Consider the following 20,231-nt stretch of genomic DNA (forward strand, 5'->3'; position numbering starts at 1 on the left):
GCCGCAAAGCATTTGCCATGCCCCTTGATCCCCTAAGGTCGCTCAACTAAAAGGCCGGGATGGCCGGGTGGCGGGTGTTGCGTTCCGACAGCCCGCGGCGTTCAGGTCCGGATCTTCCGGCCCCCGCCTGCGCGGCAACAACGAGATTCAATCAGGATCGGCGGCGGGTCTCAAGGGCCGCCGGTCGAGACCATGAAGGGTTGACGATGCAGGTTAGGGAAACCAAGGCCGAAGGCCTGAAGCGCGAGATCGAGATCGTCGTGCCGGCGTCCGATCTGGAAGCGCGTCTGCAGACTCGCCTCTACGAGATCAAGGACCAGGTCAAGATCAAGGGCTTCCGCCCCGGCAAGGTGCCGATGAGCCACATGCGCAAGTCGTATGGCCGCTCGGTCATGGCCGAGATCGTCAACCAGATCATCAACGAGACCCCGCGTTCGGTGATCGCGGAGCGCAACGAGCGCTCGGCGATGCAGCCCGAGATCCAGATGACCGAGGACGAGGGCGAGGCCGAGAAGGTTCTGCGCGGCGAAAGCGACTTCCGCTTCACCGTCGCCTACGAGACCCTTCCGACCTTCGACCTGAAGGAGACGGACGGCATCAAGATCGAGCGTCCGGTCGTCGAGATCGGCGACGAGGAAGTCGAGGATCAGGTCAAGCGCATCGCCGAGAGCGCCCGCACCTACCAGCCGAAGGACGGCGCCGCCGAGAACGGCGACCGCGTCACGATGGATTTTGTCGGCAAGGTCGACGGCGAGGCGTTCCAGGGCGGTTCGGCCGAGGATTCCAACCTCGTGCTCGGCTCGGGCCAGTTCATCCCCGGCTTCGAGGACCAGCTCATCGGCGCGAAGGCCGGCGAAGAGAAGAAGGTCAACGTCAAGTTTCCGGACGACTACGGTGCGGCCCATCTCGCGGGCAAGGACGCCGAGTTCGCCGTGACCGTGAAGGCCGTCGCGGCGCCTGAGGCGATGGAGCTCGACGACGAGCTCGCCAAGAAGCTGGGCCTCGAGTCGATCGCCCGCCTGCGCGAGATCGTCCGCGGCCAGATCGAGAGCCAGTTCGGTCAGGCGACGCGTCAGAAGGTGAAGCGCCAGCTTCTCGACCAGCTCGATGCCGAATACTCGTTCGAGCTGCCCGAGAAGCTCGTCGAAGCCGAGTTCAACAACATCTGGAACCAGGTGTCGCGCGAACTCGAGCAGAGCGGCAAGAGCTTCGAGGACGAGGACACGACCGAGGAGAAGGCGCGCGCGGAGTATCGCAAGCTCGCCGAGCGCCGCGTCCGTCTCGGCCTGGTCCTGTCGGAGATCGGCGAGAAGGCCGGCGTTACGGTGTCGGACGAGGAGCTGCAGCGCGCGGTCATCGACCAGGTCCGCCAGTATCCCGGCCAGGAGCAGCAGGTCTACGACTACTTCCGCAAGACGCCGGAGGCGATCCAGAGCCTGCGCGCCCCGATCTACGAGGAGAAGGTCGTCGACCACCTCCTCTCGACGGTGGCCGTGACTGACAAGACCGTCACCAAGGACGAGCTGATGAAGGACGACGAGGAAGAGCTTTCCTCGGCGGCCTGATCTTAGGACGCATGATGTCGTATCGAAGGCCGCCCTCCGGGGCGGCCTTTTTCGTTCGGGACGGTCGCAGGATTTCGCGGCCCGCCATGGCTTCGTCGCATCCGGACTCTAATTCGGCAACTCGAACCGACTGGGCGCATGCTGTCATCCGGCCCGGCGAAGAACCATGCCCGCCACGGACCGGAACTCCATGATCCGACACACCGGTGCTCGAGCGCTGCTTCTTGCGCTCGTCCTTCTCGTCGCCCCGATCATCCAGCCTCACCCGCTGCGAGCGCAGACCACGAACCTCCTTCCCAAGTTGCCGACGGCGACCAGCGGGGCGGAGACCTCCGCGGACGCGCCGTCCGCCGACCAGCGCAAGGACCTCGACGAGCTCATCCGCATCCTCGAGAGCGAGACGACGCGCAACCGGCTGATCGAGACGCTGAAGGCGAGCGCCTACCAGCCGTCGATTGGGACCTCCGCCACCGAGACGCCGATCCTGACGGGAGAGGGCGATCTCTCCCAGTCCGTCCCGGCACACCTCGCGTCCTATACCCGCTCGGCCGTTGCAGCGCTTCAGGAGGGAACGACCGAGATCGCCGGTCTCGTCGCGCAGGCCGGCTCGTTCCTGTCGGGCGCGCAGGCGATCAACCTGCCCCGGGTCTGGCAGGCGATCCTGCCGGTCTCGACCATCGCCATCGCGACGCTTCTGGCCCTCGCGCTGACAACCCTGCCGCGTCGCCGTCTGGTCCAGTGGCTCGGATCGAGGGCGAAGCCCAGATCGCCGATCCTGAAACTCTCGCTTGCGGCCTGCGCGATGCTTGCCGATGCGCTGACGGTGATCCTTGCGACCGCGGCAGGCCACGCGACCTCGTTCGTTCTGTCCGGCGGGCCGCCCGACATCAACGAGGCTCTGTTCCTCAATGCCTTCGCGCTGACCGAGCTGGTGAAGGTCGGCCTCGCGGCCTTCGTCGCGCCCTACGTTCCGCGGCTCCGGCTGACGCCGTTCAGCGACGGACAGGCGCGCTACTGGTATCGCCGCCTCGCGCTGGTGATCACGCTGCTCGGTTACACGTTCCTCTTCGTCGCCCCGGTCGTGCAGTCGATTTCGAACGTCGCGGCCGGCAACGCCGTCCGCTTCCTCGTGGTGACGGTGGCCTACCTCATCATGCTCTGGCTGGTGCTGGCCAATCGGGAGCGCGTGAAGCGCCGGCTGCAACGTGCGTATCGCGACGGGGCGCGCAATCCGCAGGCGCGCGTCCATCACCTCCTCGGGCATCTGTGGTGGTTGCTGGCGGCATCCTTCATCACGGCGCTCTTCGCCCTCTGGATCAGCAGCCCGCGCAACGGGTTCCAGTTCATGCTCGGCGCCTCGCTCGTCTCGATTGCCGCGATGGCGATCGGCGGGCTCGTCGTGACGATCCTGACCCGGTTCATCGTGCGTGGCATCCGGGTGTCGGCCGCCACCAGCGATCGGTTCCCGCTTCTGGAGCGGCGGATCAACGGCTTCATTCCGAAGCTGCTCCTGATCCTGCGGATCATCGTCATCGTCGCCGTGATCGGGGTCATCCTTCATGCCTGGTCGATCATCGATCTCCAGTCCTTTGCGTCGAGCGATATCGGTCGGCGCGTGACGAGCGCCTTGATCGGCGCCCTCGTCATCCTGACGGTCGGCTTCGGCATCCACCTCGTCTTCTCGTCCTGGGTCGAGTACCGCCTCAACCCGAACTTCGGCTCGGTCCCGACGGCTCGGGAACGCACGCTCCTGTCGTTGTTCAAGAACGCGCTGACGATCGCGCTGGCGCTGATCGTGATGATGCTGGTGCTCTCGCAGATCGGCATCAACATCGCGCCGCTGCTCGCGGGCGCCGGCGTCGTCGGCCTCGCCGTCGGTTTCGGCGCGCAGAAGCTCGTTCAGGACATCATCACCGGGGCGTTCATCCAGATCGAGAATGCGCTGAACGAGGGCGATGTCGTGCAGCTCGGATCGGTGTCGGGGGTTGTCGAGAAGCTGACGATCCGCTCGGTGAGCCTGCGCTCGGTCGATGGCACCTACCACCTCATTCCCTTCTCGTCGGTCGATCAGGTCGCCAACATGACGAAGGACTTCTCGAACTTCGTGGCCGACGTCTCGGTCGCCTACCGCGAGAATGTCGGTGAGGTGAAGGCCGTGATGCACGACGCGTTCGAGCGCGTGCGGGAGACGCCAGAGGGAACGAGCATCATCGCCGACTTCGAAATGCTGGGCGTCGAGACGCTCGGCGACAACGCGGTCGTCGTGCGCGGGCGGGTGCGGACGCTGCCCGGCAAGCAATGGGGGATCGGCCGGCTCTACAGGGAGATCCTCAAGGAAATGATGGACGAGCGCGGCATCGAGATTCCGTTCCCGCAGACCACGGTCTGGTTCGGCGAGACGAAGTCGCACGAGGCACCGCCGCTGCGCGTGGCCGGGATCGGGACGGAAATCCCCGCCGAGGGGGCGCTCGCGGCAGACGGCGGCGCGCCCGCGTCGGCCGGCAGGACCAATCGCTCCGGCCTCAAGACGGTGACCCGAAATCCGGATGGAACGATCATCCCCCCCGACCCCAAGGACCCCGACGACGAGGACGGCGATCCCTCGCGTTGAGGACCGGGCTCGCGCGGGGCTGCCGGGCGAAAGGCCGCCTTCTTGCGCAGGCCGCCCCACGCGCCCTATCTAGGCAAGCGGAATACCGAGCCTGATTCGACCGACACGGCGTCGGCCAGCCCCTTCACGAGAGACCACCATGAAGCATCCCGTCGAGACCATGATGAACCTTGTTCCGATGGTCGTCGAGCAGACGAACCGGGGCGAGCGGGCCTATGACATCTTCTCCCGGCTCCTGAAGGAGCGCGTGATCTTCATCACGGGCCCGATCGAGGACGGCATGGCGACGCTCGTCTGCGCGCAGCTGCTCTTTCTCGAGGCCGAGAACCCGAAGAAGGAGATCGCCCTCTACATCAACTCGCCGGGCGGCGTGGTGACGTCGGGCATGGCGATCTATGACACCATGCAGTTCATCAAGCCGGCCGTCTCGACGCTCTGCATCGGCCAGGCCGCGTCGATGGGCTCGCTGCTGCTCTGCGCCGGCCACAAGGACATGCGCTTCGCGACTCCGAACGCGCGAATCATGGTGCACCAGCCGTCGGGCGGTTTCTCCGGACAGGCGTCGGATATCGAACGTCACGCGCTCGACATCATCAAGCTGAAGCGCCGCCTCAACGAGGTCTATGTCCAGCACACCGGCCAGGACTACGAGACCATTGAACGCACGCTGGACCGTGACCATTTCATGACGGCGGACGAGGCCAAGGACTTCGGCCTGATCGACAAGGTGCACTCGACCCGCGAAGCGGTCGAGGCGGCCATCTCGTCCTGACGCGGGACGCGCAACCGTCCTTGAAGTCGCCACGAGGCGGGCTTAGCCTTTCAGGCTCGCCTCTCTTAAGCGTCGATCAAGGATAGCGTCGCTAGACTGTCACGGATGCGAGAGGGCCCGAGGCCGGAACCGCGTCCGCGGCGGGCGGTTGCTTTGTTCGCGGTGCAGCATAGGATGAGTCACGGGTCACTCGACCTATCTCCGGACCTCCACGTCCGAGGTACGGAACGGAAGGAAGAACGATGAGCAAAGTGAGCGGCGGCGACAGCAAGAACACGCTCTACTGCTCTTTCTGCGGAAAGAGCCAACACGAAGTCCGCAAGCTGATCGCCGGGCCGACGGTCTTCATCTGCGACGAGTGCGTCGAGCTCTGCATGGACATCATCCGGGAGGAGAACAAATCCTCCATGGTGAAGTCCCGCGAGGGCGTTCCGACCCCGCAGGAGATCATCAAGGTCCTCGACGACTACGTCATCGGCCAGTCCTTCGCCAAGAAGGTCCTGTCGGTCGCGGTCCACAACCATTACAAGCGCCTCGCGCACGCGTCGAAGAACAACGACGTCGAGCTGGCGAAGTCCAACATCCTCCTGATCGGCCCGACCGGCTGCGGCAAGACGCTGCTGGCCCAGACGCTCGCCCGCATCCTTGACGTGCCCTTCACCATGTCGGACGCGACAACGCTGACCGAGGCCGGTTACGTCGGCGAGGATGTCGAGAACATCATCCTGAAGCTCCTGCAGTCGGCGGATTATAACGTCGAGCGGGCGCAGCGCGGCATCGTCTACATCGACGAGATCGACAAGATCAGCCGCAAGTCCGACAACCCGTCGATCACACGCGACGTGTCGGGCGAGGGCGTGCAGCAGGCGCTTCTGAAGATCATGGAAGGCACGGTCGCGTCCGTTCCTCCGCAGGGTGGACGCAAGCATCCGCAGCAGGAGTTCCTGCAGGTGGATACGGCGAACATCCTCTTCATCTGCGGCGGCGCCTTCGCCGGCCTCGACCGGATCATCTCCGATCGTGGCCGGAAGACCTCGATCGGCTTCGGCGCCAATGTCGAGAGCCCCGAGGATCGCCGCACGGGCGAGCTCTTCCGCAAGGTGGAGCCTGAGGATCTCCTGAAGTTCGGCCTGATCCCCGAGTTCGTGGGCCGTCTGCCGGTCCTGGCGACGCTCGAGGACCTCGACGAGCCGGCCTTGGTGCAGATCCTCGTCGAGCCGAAGAACGCTCTCGTCAAGCAGTACCAGCGCCTGTTCGAGATGGAGAACGTCGAGCTCTCCTTCCACGACGATGCGCTGAAGGCGATCGCCCGCAAGGCGATCGAGCGCAAGACCGGCGCCCGCGGCCTGCGTTCCATCATGGAATCGATGCTGCTGGACACGATGTTCGATCTGCCGACGCTAGAAGGTGTGCAGGAAGTCGTGATCTCGGAAGAGGTCATCGATGGCAATGCGCGGCCGCTCTACATCTACTCGGACCGCAAGGACGAGAAAGAGACCGCGAGTGCCTGACGCACGTTCCAGCCGGACCGTCTAAGCCTATCAAGCCCGCTCCGGAGCGCCGGGGCGGGCTTAACTTTTGTAAGAGGCGGTTCTCCGACCGCACCGTTCACCATCCAACCTCCTGCGGCCGGGTGCCACGGGTTGAACGGAGCGAGAACGGCGACCACATTGCAGTTGCGAAAAGGCCTTTCGATCCGGCGCCAACTGGGCCGATCCGAAAGGGCCTCCGGCGGCCTTGGCCGCAGAAAGGACAAGCATGTCAGACCCGACGTTCACAGCCGACGCGCCTGCCGAGACCGGTCAGTATCCGGTCTTGCCGCTCCGCGACATCGTGGTGTTCCCTCATATGATCGTCCCGCTCTTCGTGGGACGCGAGAAGTCCATTCGGGCTCTCGAAGAGGTCATGGGCGCCGACAAGCAGATTCTCCTGGCGACGCAGAAGAACGCGGGTGACGAGGATCCCGCGCCCGACGCGATCTATGATCTCGGCACGCTCGCCAATGTGCTCCAGCTTCTGAAGCTCCCCGACGGTACCGTGAAGGTGCTGGTCGAGGGCGTCTCCCGCGCGAAGATCTCTGGCTTCACCGACCGCACCGACTGGCACGAGGCGAACGCCACGATCGTTCCCGAGGTCGAGGACGACGCGGTCGAGGTCGAGGCGCTGGCGCGTTCGGTGATCTCGGAGTTCGAGAACTACGTCAAGCTGAACAAGAAAATCTCGCCCGAGGTCGTGGGCGCTGCCGGCCAGATCGACGACTACTCTAAGCTCGCTGATACGGTCGCCTCGCATCTTGCGATCAAGATCCCCGAGAAGCAGGAGATGCTCGGGATTGTCAGCGTTCAGGAGCGTCTCGAGCGTGCCCTCAGCTTCATGGAGTCCGAGATTTCGGTGCTTCAGGTGGAGAAGCGCATCCGCTCGCGCGTCAAGCGCCAGATGGAGAAGACGCAGCGCGAGTACTACCTGAACGAGCAGATGAAGGCGATCCAGAAGGAGCTTGGCGACGGCGAGGAAGGCCGCGACGAGCTCGCCGAGATCGAGGAGCGCATCAAGAAGACGAAGCTGTCCAAGGAAGGCAAGGAGAAGGCCTCGGCCGAGCTGAAGAAGCTGCGGCAGATGAGCCCCATGTCGGCCGAGGCGACCGTGGTGCGCAACTACCTCGACTGGCTGCTCGGCCTGCCGTGGGGCAAGGCTTCGAAGGTTCGCATCGACCTGAAGAGGGCGGAGGAGATTCTCGAGGAGGAGCACTACGGCCTCGATAAGGTCAAGGAGCGCATCGTCGAGTATCTGGCCGTGCAGAGCCGTCAGGCAAAGCTCAAGGGCCCGATCCTGTGCCTCGTCGGCCCTCCGGGCGTCGGCAAGACCTCGCTTGCCAAGTCCATCGCGCGGGCCACGGGCCGCGAGTATGTCCGCATGGCGCTCGGCGGCGTGCGCGACGAAGCCGAAATCCGTGGCCACCGCCGGACCTATATCGGCTCCATGCCCGGCAAGGTGATCCAGTCGCTGAAGAAGGCGAAGCGGAACAACCCGCTCTTCCTGCTCGACGAGATCGACAAGATGGGCCAGGACTTCCGCGGCGATCCGTCGTCGGCGTTGCTCGAGGTGCTCGATCCGGAACAGAACGCGACGTTCATGGATCACTATCTCGAGGTCGAGTACGACCTCTCGTCGACGATGTTCGTGACGACGGCCAATACGCTCAACATCCCGGGTCCGCTGATGGACCGCATGGAATTGATCCGTATCGCCGGCTACACCGAGGACGAGAAGATCGAGATTGCCAAGCGGCACCTCCTGCCGAAGGCGATCAAGGACCACGCGTTGCAGCCGCACGAGTTCTCGGTCGGCGAGGACGCGTTGCGCGAGATCGCCCGTCGCTACACCCGCGAGGCCGGCGTGCGCTCCTACGAGCGCGAGCTGTCCAAGCTGGCGCGCAAGGCGGTGACGCGCATCCTCAAGGGTGAGGTTACGTCGGTCGAGGTCACGGCCGCGAACCTCGCGGACTACCTCGGCGTGCCGCGCTATCGCTACGGCGAGGCCGAGGCCGAGGATCAGGTCGGCGTGGTGACGGGTCTTGCCTGGACTGAGGTCGGCGGCGAACTGCTGACGATCGAAGGCGTCATGATGCCCGGCAAGGGCAAGATGACGGTGACGGGCAACCTGAAGGACGTCATGAAGGAGTCCATCTCCGCCGCTGCGTCCTACGTCCGCAGCCGGGCGATCGAGTACGGCATCGAGCCGCCGCACTTCGACAAGCGGGACATCCACGTTCACGTGCCGGAAGGTGCGACGCCGAAGGACGGTCCGTCCGCAGGCATCGCGATGGCGACCGCCATCATCTCGGTGATGACGGGTATCCCGGTTCGTCGCGACATCGCCATGACCGGCGAGGTCACGTTGCGGGGTAGGGTGCTGCCGATCGGCGGTCTGAAGGAGAAGCTTCTGGCTGCGCTTCGCGGCGGAATGACCAAGGTTCTGATCCCGGCCGAAAACGCCAAGGATCTGGCCGACATTCCGGACAACGTGAAGAACAACCTCGAGATCGTTCCGGTCTCGCGGATGGGCGAAGTGCTCCAGCACGCGCTGGTGCGCACACCGCAGCCGATCGAGTGGACCGAGGAGGATGCTGCGGCTCACCTCGCCAAGCAGAAGGATGATTCGCAGGGCGCCGTCGCGCACTGAGGTCTCCGCCGGGGTCAAAAACGATCAGAATGCCGCCCTCCGGGCGGCATTTTTCGTTTGGAGCCCTTGTTTTGATGGGTTCGGCACCATGTCGACCTTGAAGGTCGACCTTCTTTTCCGCAGTGTATCTCACCGAGTCGGTGCGACTAATTCAACGCTGGAGACTGTGCATGAACAAGAACGAACTCGTCGCCGCGGTGGCGGACAAGTCCAAGCTCTCGAAGCAGGATGCCACCACTGCCGTCGACGCCGTCTTCGACGCGCTTCAGGACGCCATGGCGAAGGGCGACGACGTCCGCCTCGTCGGCTTCGGCACGTTCTCCGTTTCCCACCGCGCCGCTTCGAAGGGCCGCAACCCGTCGACGGGCGCCGAGGTCGATATCCCCGCCCGCAACGTCGCCAAGTTCACGCCGGGCAAGGGCCTGAAGGACGCGGTGAACGTCGAGGCCGCGCCGAAGGCGAAGGCCCCCAAGGCCGCCAAGGCCAAGTAAGACAAGATCTGCGGCGGGTCGGTCCGATACCGTCCCGCCGCTTCCATATCGGCGCAGGTCGGCTGTGCTCGTCGATGCACGGTCCCGATCGTCCGCGGTCGCCTTTCGTTTTCCGCCTCTGCTGATCCTACCGTTCGAGCGAGCCATTTCATGCCGGCAAGCGATCCCCACCTTCCGGAGATCGTCGCGCTCCGGCATCTGCTCCACGCTCATCCTGAAGTCTCGAACGCCGAAGCTTGGACGTCGGCGACCATCGCCGAGCGTCTGCGCGCTGGTGGGGCGGATGAGGTGGTAACGGGGCTCGGAGGGCATGGCGTGGCCGCGATCTTCCACGCAGAGACGTCCGGTCCGACGGTTCTTCTACGGTCCGAACTCGACGCGCTGCCAATCCCCGAGATCGGGGATGTCGCTTACCGGTCTCGCAACGACGGCGTCGGCCATCTCTGCGGCCATGATGGGCATAGCGCGATCCTGATGTTGCTGGCTCGTCGGCTTGCGGAGCGCCGGCCGGAACGTGGCCGGGTGGTCCTCCTCTTCCAGCCGGCCGAGGAAACCGGGGAGGGCGCCTCACGCGTCATCGACGATCCACGCTTCGCCGACCTCAAGCCCGACTACGCTTTGTCCCTCCACAACTTGCCGGGCCTGCCTTTCGGTGAGGTCGCGCTCCGCGAGGGGCCCGTCAATTGCGCGTCCCGCGGGATGCGGATCGTCCTGACCGGCCGTACCGCCCATGCCTCGATGCCGTGGGACGGAGTTTCACCGGCGACCGCGTTGGCCGAATTGATCGAGGCTTTGCCGCAGCTGAGCCACGGGCGGGAGCTCGACGACGCCTTCCGGCTGGCGACGGTGACGCACGCCCGGCTCGGAGAGGCGGCTTTCGGCATCGCGCCGGGTCATGCCGAGGTCTGGACGACGCTTCGAACCCTGCGCGACGACGGGATGGCCGCTCTTTGCCGCGAGGCCGAGGCACTGGCCGAACGCGCTGCGGCCGAGCGCGGGCTGCAGGTGGTCGTCGGCTACGACGACGTCTATCGGCACTGCGAGAACCATCCGGAGGCCGTCCGTTTCCTGCGTGATGCGCTGGACGCAGAGGGGATCACCCATACGCCGGGTCAGCCGATGTACCCGTCGGAGGACTTCGGACGCTTTGGCGATCATGCGCGCTCGGCGATGTTCTTTCTCGGCGCCGGGGTCGATCACCCACGCCTCCACAACCCGGACTACGACTTCCCGGATACGCTGATCCCGATCGGTGCCGGCATCTTCGAGCGCGCCGTGCGCGACCTTCTCGGCTGAGGCGACGGCCGGCTTTACGGAAAGGTCCAACTCGTCGCTTCCCGGCCGAGTGGCTGAAGCGGCGCGCGAAGACGGAAGGTGAAACCCTCCGGCTGGAACTCGATGGTCGCCGTCCCCGCGAACTCGGCGGCAAGCACGCGTTCCACGATGCGGGTGCCATAGCCGGTGCGCGTCGGCTGGGAGACCGGCGGTCCGCCGCGTTCGTACCAACCGAAATCGAGGTGGTCGTCGTCGACCGACCAGCGAATCTCGACGGTGCCCTCCCGGTTCGAGAGGCTACCGTGCTGCAGGGCATTTTCCGCCATCTCATGAACGGCAAGCGAGAGCATGGTCGCGATGCGCGGCTTCAGGCGGACTTCGGGCCCTTCCACCGTCAGCCGATCGCCGACGCTGCCATGCAAAGGCTCGAGCGCGCCCTTCACGACATCGCTGAGCAGCGCGCTGGCCCAGGCCTCCGCCGTCAGCACATCGTGGCTGCGGGCCAAGGCTTGGATGCGCCCCGACACGGCGGATGCGACGTTCGCAGGCACCTTCGCATCACGCAGCGTCTGGAGCACCACGCTCTGCACGGTCGCCAGCGTGTTCTTCACACGATGATCCAGTTCGCGGTTGAGGAGGAACCGATGTTCCTCCGCCCGCTTCCGATCGGTCACGTCGAACTGCGACGCGAAGAAATAGGCGAGTTCGCCGTCCTGGAACACTGGCGAGACGAGAAGCGCGTTCCAGAACGTCGTCCCGTCCTTGCGATAGTTGAGGAGGTCGATCTCGATCGACTGGCGCGCGTCGATCGCGTCCCGAAGGCGACCGACGTCGTCCTGATTGGTCGCGGGACCTTGAAGGAAACGGCAGTTGCGACCGATGATCTCGTCGCGGTCGTAGCCCGTCAACCGAAGGAAGGCGTCGTTGCAGAAGACGATCGGATTGTCGTCCTCGCGCGGGTTCGTGATGATCATCGGCATGCGCGTCACGCGCACGGCGGAGGCGAAGGGATCGGCACTAAGGCCGCTGCTGATTTCCAGCTCCCGACCGATCCGCCGGCGTTCCTGCTCGCTCATGGTCGCCTGCGCCCGCTCAACCGGTGTCGCGGGCAAAATCCGCCGCGAGCCGCCCGTCTATGCGATTGCTTGCGTGGTTCGGCGGCGGATGGCAATGGTCCAAGGGCTCGGAGGCCCGAATGTTTCTGCGTTTAGTCTACGTATCCAATCTTTCCGACGACGTGTCGCACGAAAACCTCGACACGATCGTGGATCGGTCCCGCGCGCGCAACGAGCGGACCGGGGTGACGGGAATGCTGGCGTTGGACGGTCGAAGGGTCCTGCAGATCCTCGAAGGGCCGCCCGAGGCGGTTCAGCGCCTCTATGAGCACATTCGCAATGACACCCGGCACCACGAAGTCGTCGAGATCGACCGCCGCATCGTCGACAGCCGACATTTCGGCAGCTGGGGAATGGTGCGCCGGAGCATGGTCGACGTGGTCATGCTCGCGATGACGCTCTGACGGGAAGGGACGGGCGCGCGTCCGAGCGCACCCGCCCTCGCTTTCCGAGATGCCTCAGCTCGCGATCGCCTTGGCATAGTGTTCCGAGACCTTGTTCCAGTTCACCGCGTCCCACCACGCCGAAAGATAATCGGCCCGGCGGTTGTTGTAGGAGAGGTAGTAGGCGTGTTCCCACACGTCGTTGCCGAGCACCGGCGTGCCGCGCTTCTCCGCGACGTCCATCAGCGGGTTGTCCTGGTTCGGCGTGGACGTGACGGCCAGCCTCTTGTCAGCGTCGACGATCAGCCAGGCCCAGCCCGAGCCGAAGCGGCTGGTGCCGGTAGTCTGGAACGCCTTCTTGAACTCGTCCATCGATCCGAAGGACTCGTTGATCGCTGCCGTCAGCTCGGCGGACGGCTCGCCGCGCTGACCCTCCGGCGCCATGATCTGCCAGAAGAAGGTGTGGTTCCAGTGGCCTCCGGCGTTGTTGCGGATCGCGGCAGGGCGCTGCCCGGCGTTCGCCACGAGCTCCTCCAGCGGGACATTGGCGATCGAGGGATCGGTCTTGGCCGCGTTGTTCAGGGCCGTGATGAACGCTTGATGGTGCTTGGAGTGGTGGAGCTCCATCGTCTTGGCGTCGATGATCGGCGCCAGCGCATCGTAGGAATAGCCGAGTTCCGGCAGCTTGAACGGCTCGGCCTGCGCGGCGTCCGCTGTGGGGGCAGGCGTGGCCTGCTGGGCCTGAGCCGGTTGGAAGGGCACCAGCGCGACCGCGGTCAGCGCAAGCGCCCCGAGGCACGTGGGAAGAAGGAAGTGACGCATGGAGGGGCTCCGTTTCAGACGGTCGGTCCATCCGGAACGACGCCCCTCCGGCAGCGTTTCAAAAACAAGTCGTGATCAAGAATCGCCGAGCCGCCTCTTACTTCATGTGGGCGGCGTGCTCGCCCTTGGCGCCCATCGCGTCGACCTTCATCTGCACCTCGATCGTTCCGGCCTTTTCGAAGGTGAGGTCGAGGGGGATCATCTGCCCTTCGCGGAAGGGCTCCTTCACGCCGACCAGCATCAGATGCAGACCGCCGGGCGCAAGCTTTGACTCCCCGCCCGGTTGCAGCGCGAGGCCGCCATCCACCTTGCGCATCGTCATCACACCGTCCGTGATGGACATGTCGTGGACCTCGACGGCCATGGCGGCCGGCGACGTGATGGATGTCAGCCGATCGGCACCCGTCCCCTCGTTCTTCAAAACGAGGTATCCGACGCCCGTCTTGGCACCAGGGGGCATGGCGCGGCTCCACGGGTGATCGATCTCGATTGAGCCTGCCTTATATTCGTGCGCCGAAGCGAGCGATGGCGCGGCGAGCGCAGCGGCGACCGATAGAAGCGCGACGCGCCGGAGGATGGGAATTCGAAGGACCATGGTTCTGTTCTCGCGGTTGGATGAGCGGGAAGGCGGACCGGGCTCGTTGCGAACCGCAATCCGCCGCTGATGTCGATCAGGCCGTCAGGGGCCGGGTGAGCCGGCGAACGAGGAAATCGATTGCAAGCATGACGATGAGCGAGGCGCCGACGAGAGGGAAGAGGACGCCGCCGATCGCCAGAAGAACCAGAAGCCCGCGCAGGACGCGCGGGTCCTTCGGCATCGGGGGAACCCCCATCGACCGGGATGGGCGGCGCTTCCACCACATCGCGCCCGCCGAGACGGCCAGAACGACGTTGCCGATGCAGACCAGAAGAAGCACGATCTGGTTGGCGAGGCCGAACTGTTGTCCGAGATGGACGCTGATCCCCCATTCAAGCGCGCGACCGAGCGGGCCGTAGTCCGCGTACCCCATGTCGATCAGCGGCTTGCCGGTGTACTGGTCGAGATGCACGACGCGCTGCTCGGCGGCGTCGTCCGGGTAGACCGACCCGGTGTAGACGCCGGTGGCGGTGGCGGGAATGTTGACCGCGAAGCCGCGGTGGAGCCCGAGGGCTTCGAACGTTCCGACGGCCGCGTCGAGGCCGATCGGCGCCTGCGGGGCGGGGGGCGACATGGGTACGGCCGCCTGTTTCATCGACCAGCTTGTGGGGCCCTCCTGGCTGAGCTTGACCCCCGACATCGGAACGTCGACGCGCACGCCGGACGGGTAGCCGAAGTTCGAGCCATTCGCCCAGGTGTTCACCTGTCCGCCCCAGACCTGCGACCAGGGCATGCCGGTCACCGCGAGAAAGACGAGGAACCCGCCCACGGCGATGCCGGTGACGGCATGCGTGTCGCGCCAGAAGACCCGGCGCGCCGGCGTTCCGCGCACCGAGACGACGCCGCCGTTCTGCCCGCGCGGCCACCAGAGAAAGATGCCGGTGACGACCAGCAGGATCGCCCAGCCGGCCGCGATCTCGATCGCCCCGCGCGCGACGGGCCCGAAGAACTTCAGGCTGTGAAGCTGGCGGATGGTCCACATGATCGTGCCGCGATCGGGAAGCGCGCCCAGCACCGAGGCATCGTATGGGTTGATGTAGACGGCGAGACGTTCGCCGCTGCCCTCGCGCACGGTCACCTCCGCGGAGGTGCCGGCATCGACCGGGTCGGTATACTTGACCGCGGTGCCGGGATGGGCGGCGAGAGCGGCCGCGACCATCGTCGACGGACTAGCGCGCGTCGCGCCCTCCGCTGCGACGACCCGCTTCACGTCCGCATGGACGATCGCGTCGATCTCGTCGCGAAACAGATAGAGGCCACCCGTGATCGACAGGCTGACGAGGAAGGGGAGGACGAAGAGCCCGGCATAGAAGTGCCAGCGCCAGACGGCGCGGTAGAGATCGGACGACGAGGCGGCGCGCGCCGCGCGTCCGGGGCGATCGAGAACGAGATTCGACATGGAAGAAAGTCCGGCAGCGAGATAGCGACCGCATGACCGCAGGGCCATGCGCGAGCCGTCGACATGGCCCGACGCCTGACGCGTCGGGTCAGGCAGATGGCGGGCTCGCGTTGGCCGACGTCTCTGGGCGGGGGCCGTGTCAGGCCGTCGCCGGGGGTCCTCGCGTCGTTCTCGGTGTGTCCGGCACCGAGGCGAGCACGTCCGCAAAGCTGCGGAACCGTGCGGGCTGGGCCGGCTCGTAGGCATCCGTCGGAGCGGTCGGCGCGACGGATGGCGCGACCAGGCCGGCGAACATGGCGCAGCCGAGCGTGCAGCAGGCCGCCGCCTTCGAATGATCGTTCGAGGAGCCGCCTTGGTCGTCGTGACTCATGTCGGCGCTGGCGAGGCAGAGGACGTTGCCGAACTGGTCCCGGCGCACGGAATCGGCACTCGCCCCCTCGGACAGCGCGAGAAGGCCGCCGTGGACGACGAAAAGCAGCGCGACGATGCGCGCGAGCCACCCCATCCAGCTTTTGCGACTCCACGACACCGTTGGATCGTCCCCCCGAGGTTTCGCCCGATTCGATAGCACGCGCACCCGGCAGGCGATACGTGGACGAATGGTCCGAGGCGCCAGATGCGATCGGTCCATCGTCGGCGATGTTGTGGCCTCAAGCGGCGTGATCACGCGCAAAAACTGTCGTTTCCGCCGTTTACAGGGGGCGCTCGGCTCCCACCTCCCTTCAGCCGGACACGCCGATATGCGACGTCTCGCAGCAAAGCCTCCGATGCATCGTTCGTCTCGCCGGGAACCCGCCATGACCGCCCCCACCGTCGCGCCTGTCTGCACGCTCGTCCTCTTCGGTGCTGCCGGAGATCTGGTGAAGCGGCTGCTGATCCCCTCGATCTACGACCTGATGGTGTCCGGCGTCCTCGACCCGGCCTTCCGGATCATCGGCGTCGACCGCGCGGAACTCGACGACGAGGCGTGGCGGCGGAGCCTGAACGACGCTCTCCACCAGATGGCGGCTGACCCTGCCGCCGAGTTCAACGCGGGCACGATCCGCGAGGACACGTGGCAGGACCTCGGTGGGCGGCTCAGCTACCAGCGCGGCGACATCACGCTGGACGCGACCTATCAGGCGCTCGCGAGCCGGATCACGGGCAGCGCGATCTTCTATTGCGCGGTGGCCGGTCGCTTCTTCGGGCCGATCGCCGACGGGCTCGGCAAGGCCGGCCTGTTGCAGGAAACCCCGATGGCCTTTCGCCGGCTGGTGGTCGAGAAGCCGTTCGGCGACGATCTCGCCTCCGCCCGCGCGCTCGACGACAAAATCCTCGGCTGGGCGAAAGAGCCGCAGATCTACCGGATCGACCATTTCCTCGGCAAGGAGACGGTCCAGGCGATCCTGGCGCTGCGGTTCGCCAACCGGATCTTCGAGCCGCTGTGGTCGAGCGAGCATCTCGATCACGTTCAGATCACGGCCGCCGAGGTGTTGGGGGTCGAGGGGCGCGGCAGCTTCTACGAGCGCGCCGGGGCGCTTCGCGACATGGTGCCCAACCATCTGTTCCAGATACTCGCGATGGTGGCGATGGAGCCGCCGAAGGATCTCGGCGAGCAGGCCGTGCGCGATGCCAAGGGCGAGGTCCTGAAGGCGGTCAATCCGGTGAAGCCGCAGAACATGGTGCGCGGCCAGTACGCCGCAGGCTCCGTCAACGGCACGCCGCGCGTCGCCTACCGTGAGGAGCCGGGCGTCGATCCACACAGCCGCACGGAAACCTACGCAGCCATTCGGATCGACATCGCGACGCCGCGGTGGGACGGCGTACCGTTCTATCTGCGCACGGGCAAGCGCCTCACGGCGCATCGCACGGAGATCGTTTTGCAATTCAAGCCGTCCGCGCACCCGATCTTCGGCGGACGGCACGAGGCGAATCGGCTGTCGCTCCACATCGACGGCGACAAGGGGCTGCGCACGGACTTCCAGATCAAGGCGCCGGGCCCCGGCATGGCACTCGCGCCGGTCGCCGAGACGTTCAAGCATGACGACTTCTTCGAGCATGTGCCCAACATCGGCTACGAGTCCCTCCTTTACGCCTGCATGATGGGCGATGCGTCGCTGTTTCAGCGCGCGGATGCGATCGAGGCGCCGTGGAGTTCGGTCGAGCCGGTGCTCGAAGCCTGGAAGACGGGCGAGCCCGAACTTTATCCGGCCGGCAGCGCCGGGCCGGCGTCGGCCGACGCGCTCCTGGCGCGCGATGGCCGGGCCTGGGCCAGCCTCCTACCCGAGCCCGACGGGCGGGCGGGACGCCGAATGGCAGTTGGGACCGCCGCCTGATGGACGACCCGAAGCGCTCGCCGCTGCTGGCGACCGTCGAGGGACAGCGGCTCGATGGTCCGGACGCGGCGGCGTGGCGAGTGTGGGGACCGTATCTCGCCGAGCGGCAGTGGGGCACGGTGCGGGAGGACTACGGCGCCGACGGCGATGCGTGGTCCTACCTACCGCACGATCATGCACGCTCCCGTGCCTACCGGTGGGGCGAGGACGGGATCGCCGGTTTCTGTGACGCGGACCAGACCTGGTGCCTGTCGCTCGGGCTTTGGAACGGAGCGGACCCGATCCTCAAGGAGCGCCTCTTCGGCCTGACCAATGCCGAGGGCAATCATGGCGAAGACGGGAAGGAACTTTGGTGGCATCTCGATGCCGTCCCGAGCCATGCGTGGCAGTCGATGCTGTACCGCTATCCGCAGGCGCGATTTCCCTATGAGGATCTCGTCGCCGAGAACGCACGGCGGCGGGGATCGCCGGCCCTCGAATACGAGCTGGCCGATACCGGCGTCCTTGCCGACGATCGGTTTTTCGATGTGCAGGTGGATTACGCGAAGGCGTCGCCGAACGACGTCCTGATGCGCGTCACCGTCATCAATCGCGGGCCGGACGGTGCAGTCCTCCACGTTCTGCCGCAACTCGTCGCGCGGAACACGTGGAGTTGGGAACCCGCGTCGCCGAAGCCCCTGATCGCGCCTGCCGGCTCCGATGCCGTGACGGCGTCGCATCCGGAATGTCCGGATATGCGCTTCTCCGCCCTCCAGTTGGCGACGTGGCTCTTCTGCGAGAACGAGACGAACGCTGCGCGGTTCGGCGGACCGGCGGTCGGCGGTGCCTTCAAGGATGCGATCAACGATCACATCGTCGGCGGGAGGCACTCCACGCTGCCGGCGGAGGGCACGAAGGTCGCCGCCTACACGGTCCACGACATCCCCGCCGGCGGACGGATCGTCCTGCGATACCGGTTCGCGCCGGCATCAGCCGGTCCGTTCGGTTCAGCCGAGTTCGACGCCATCGTCGCGGCACGGCGCGGCGAGGCGGACGCTTTCTACGATGCGCTGCAGGCCGGCATGTCCGACCCCGATGCGAGGATGGTTCAGCGCCGGGCGCTTGCGGGCCTCCTTTGGTCGAAGCAGGTCTATCGATACGATGTGAAGCGCTGGCTGGACGGTGACGCAGGGCAGGCTCCGCCGCCCGCGTCGCGCCTGAAGGGCCGCAACGCCGACTGGACACATCTCGACGCGGCCGACGTCATTCTGATGCCGGACACGTGGGAGTATCCCTGGTTCGCATCCTGGGATCTGGCATTTCACGCCATGGCGGCCGCGATCGTCGATCCGGCCCTCGCCAAGCAGCAGCTGCTTCTCCTGACCCGCGACTGGTACATGCACCCGAACGGCCAGCTTCCGGCCTACGAGTGGAATTTCGGAGACGCCAATCCGCCGATCCAGGCGTTCGCCGCCCTGCGCGTCTATCGTCTGGACGCCGCGTTCGATGGAGCGCCCGACCGGGACTTCCTCGAGCGGCTGTTCCACAAGTTGATGGTGAACTTCACCTATTGGGTGAACCGCAAGGACTCGCAGGGACGCAACCTCTTTCAGGGCGGCTTCCTCGGCCTCGACAACATCGGCGTCTTCGATCGTTCCGCCCCGATCCCCGGCGGCGGCACCCTCGAACAGGCCGACGCCACCGCTTGGATGGCGATGTACGCGCTGAACCTCATGCGCATGGCGCTGGAGCTGGCGGAAGCCGATCCGGTCTACGAGGACATCGCGTCGAAGTTCTTCGAGCATTTCCTGATCATCGCCTCCGCGATGACGCATGTCGGCGCATCGGAGGCCGACAAGGAAGAGCCCGGCAGCCGGGGGCTCTGGGACGACGACGACGGCTTCTTCTACGACGCTCTGATCCTGCCGGACGGAACGGAGGCGACGCTTCGCGTGCGCTCGCTGGTCGGGCTCATCCCCCTCTGCGCAGTGGAGGTGCTCGATGCGGGACTGGCGGACAGGCATCCCGGTTTCGCCCGCCGCCTCGACTGGATGCTCCGACACCGCCCGGACCTCACCATGCAGGTCTCGCGCTTTGCCGAACCCGGAAAGGACGAGCGCTATCTTCTGTCGCTCTTGCGGCGCCAGCGTATGGCGCGGCTGCTGCGCCGGCTGCTGGACGAGGGCGAATTCCTGTCGCCCTTCGGCATCCGGTCCCTGTCGAAGGTGCACGAGGCGGAGCCCTTCGCAATGGAGCGCGACGGGGCGCAGTTCGAGGTGCGATACGAGCCGGGCGTCTCGGCTTCCGGTATCTTCGGCGGCAATTCGAATTGGCGCGGCCCTGTCTGGATGCCGCTCAATGTCATGATCGTGGAGGCGATCCGCGAGTTCGAGCGTTTCTACGGCGGCGGCTTCGTCCAGGAGTGCCCGTCCGGCTCGGGGCGAACGGCGACGCTGTCGGAAATCGCCGACGTGCTGACGGCTCGCATCTGCGCGCTCTTCGCCCGGCAGGCGGACGGAACGCGCCCAGCGCTCGGTGGCCCGGCGCCGCGGGGAGGAGCGGACGACGTCGAACTCATCGTCTTCAACGAGTTCTTCCACGGCGACACCGGCCTCGGGCTCGGCGCCTCCCACCAGACCGGATGGACCGCGCTCGTCGCGCTGCTTCTCCAGCCGGCATCGACCT

Annotated in this window: 14 protein-coding genes and 1 pseudogene; 10 read left to right on the forward strand and 5 right to left on the reverse strand. The window is 66.0% G+C overall.

From position 1 onward, the window contains the following. Nucleotides 1–206 precede the first annotated feature (206 nt). The 7 genes and pseudogenes from tig (at nt 207) to QZ753_RS11915 (ending at nt 10,917) form a co-directional block, all read left to right on the forward strand. The gene (gene tig, locus QZ753_RS11885) at nt 207–1,565 is read left to right on the forward strand and encodes a trigger factor (RefSeq protein WP_294644000.1); all 1,359 of its coding nucleotides are present in this window, start codon (nt 207–209) and stop codon (nt 1,563–1,565) included. A gap of 190 nt (nt 1,566–1,755) precedes the next feature. Next, a complete protein-coding gene (locus QZ753_RS11890; protein ID WP_294644001.1) occupies nt 1,756–4,176 on the forward strand; it encodes a mechanosensitive ion channel domain-containing protein in 2,421 nt (806 codons plus the stop codon). A 139-nt stretch (nt 4,177–4,315) separates the two neighbouring features. Next, nucleotides 4,316–4,948, forward strand: coding sequence for an ATP-dependent Clp protease proteolytic subunit (locus QZ753_RS11895; protein WP_055884034.1), 633 nt, complete (start codon nt 4,316–4,318; stop codon nt 4,946–4,948). A 242-nt stretch (nt 4,949–5,190) separates the two neighbouring features. Next, on the forward strand, nt 5,191–6,459 hold the full coding sequence (gene clpX, locus QZ753_RS11900; RefSeq protein WP_055884037.1) for an ATP-dependent Clp protease ATP-binding subunit ClpX: 1,269 nt from the start codon (nt 5,191–5,193) through the stop codon (nt 6,457–6,459). A gap of 301 nt (nt 6,460–6,760) precedes the next feature. After that, nucleotides 6,761–9,130: pseudogene (gene lon, locus QZ753_RS11905) on the forward strand (endopeptidase La); the annotation flags it as partial. A gap of 170 nt (nt 9,131–9,300) precedes the next feature. Continuing rightward, the gene (locus QZ753_RS11910) at nt 9,301–9,621 is read left to right on the forward strand and encodes an HU family DNA-binding protein (protein WP_294644003.1); all 321 of its coding nucleotides are present in this window, start codon (nt 9,301–9,303) and stop codon (nt 9,619–9,621) included. 150 nt (nt 9,622–9,771) lie between these two features. Then, a complete protein-coding gene (locus QZ753_RS11915; protein ID WP_294644004.1) occupies nt 9,772–10,917 on the forward strand; it encodes an amidohydrolase in 1,146 nt (381 codons plus the stop codon). Nucleotides 10,918–10,931: 14 nt separating this feature from the next. Here QZ753_RS11915 and QZ753_RS11920 read toward each other — a convergent pair whose 3' ends face one another. After that, nucleotides 10,932–11,972, reverse strand: coding sequence for an HWE histidine kinase domain-containing protein (locus QZ753_RS11920; protein ID WP_294644005.1), 1,041 nt, complete (start codon nt 11,970–11,972; stop codon nt 10,932–10,934). A 59-nt stretch (nt 11,973–12,031) separates the two neighbouring features. Between QZ753_RS11920 and QZ753_RS11925 the strand changes: the two genes are divergently transcribed. Continuing rightward, nucleotides 12,032–12,415, forward strand: coding sequence for a BLUF domain-containing protein (locus tag QZ753_RS11925; RefSeq protein ID WP_294644006.1), 384 nt, complete (start codon nt 12,032–12,034; stop codon nt 12,413–12,415). A gap of 54 nt (nt 12,416–12,469) precedes the next feature. On the opposite strand, the gene QZ753_RS11930 is transcribed toward QZ753_RS11925, so the two are convergent. The 4 genes from QZ753_RS11930 to QZ753_RS11945 form a co-directional block, all read right to left on the reverse strand. Then, nucleotides 12,470–13,216 (reverse strand): superoxide dismutase, encoded by a 747-nt coding sequence (locus QZ753_RS11930; protein ID WP_294644007.1) that lies wholly within the window; start codon nt 13,214–13,216, stop codon nt 12,470–12,472. 97 nt (nt 13,217–13,313) lie between these two features. Beyond that, entirely contained in the window at nt 13,314–13,811 is a 498-nt protein-coding gene (locus QZ753_RS11935) for a copper chaperone PCu(A)C (protein ID WP_294644008.1), read from the reverse strand. 76 nt (nt 13,812–13,887) lie between these two features. Further along, the gene (locus QZ753_RS11940) at nt 13,888–15,252 is read right to left on the reverse strand and encodes a PepSY domain-containing protein (RefSeq protein ID WP_294644009.1); all 1,365 of its coding nucleotides are present in this window, start codon (nt 15,250–15,252) and stop codon (nt 13,888–13,890) included. 139 nt (nt 15,253–15,391) lie between these two features. Continuing rightward, nucleotides 15,392–15,781: a DUF2946 family protein gene (locus QZ753_RS11945; RefSeq protein ID WP_294644010.1), complete on the reverse strand. Its 390-nt coding sequence runs from the start codon at nt 15,779–15,781 to the stop codon at nt 15,392–15,394. A 268-nt stretch (nt 15,782–16,049) separates the two neighbouring features. Between QZ753_RS11945 and zwf the strand changes: the two genes are divergently transcribed. Then, a complete protein-coding gene (zwf, locus tag QZ753_RS11950) occupies nt 16,050–17,567 on the forward strand; it encodes a glucose-6-phosphate dehydrogenase (RefSeq protein WP_294644011.1) in 1,518 nt (505 codons plus the stop codon). Further along, a partial coding sequence (locus tag QZ753_RS11955; protein WP_294644013.1) for a glucosidase occupies nt 17,567–20,231 on the forward strand: 2,665 nt, incomplete at its 3' end. The genes zwf and QZ753_RS11955, both read left to right, overlap by 1 nt.

It is taken from the genome of uncultured Aureimonas sp., assembly GCF_913775355.1.
Taxonomy (GTDB): domain Bacteria; phylum Pseudomonadota; class Alphaproteobacteria; order Rhizobiales; family Rhizobiaceae; genus Aureimonas.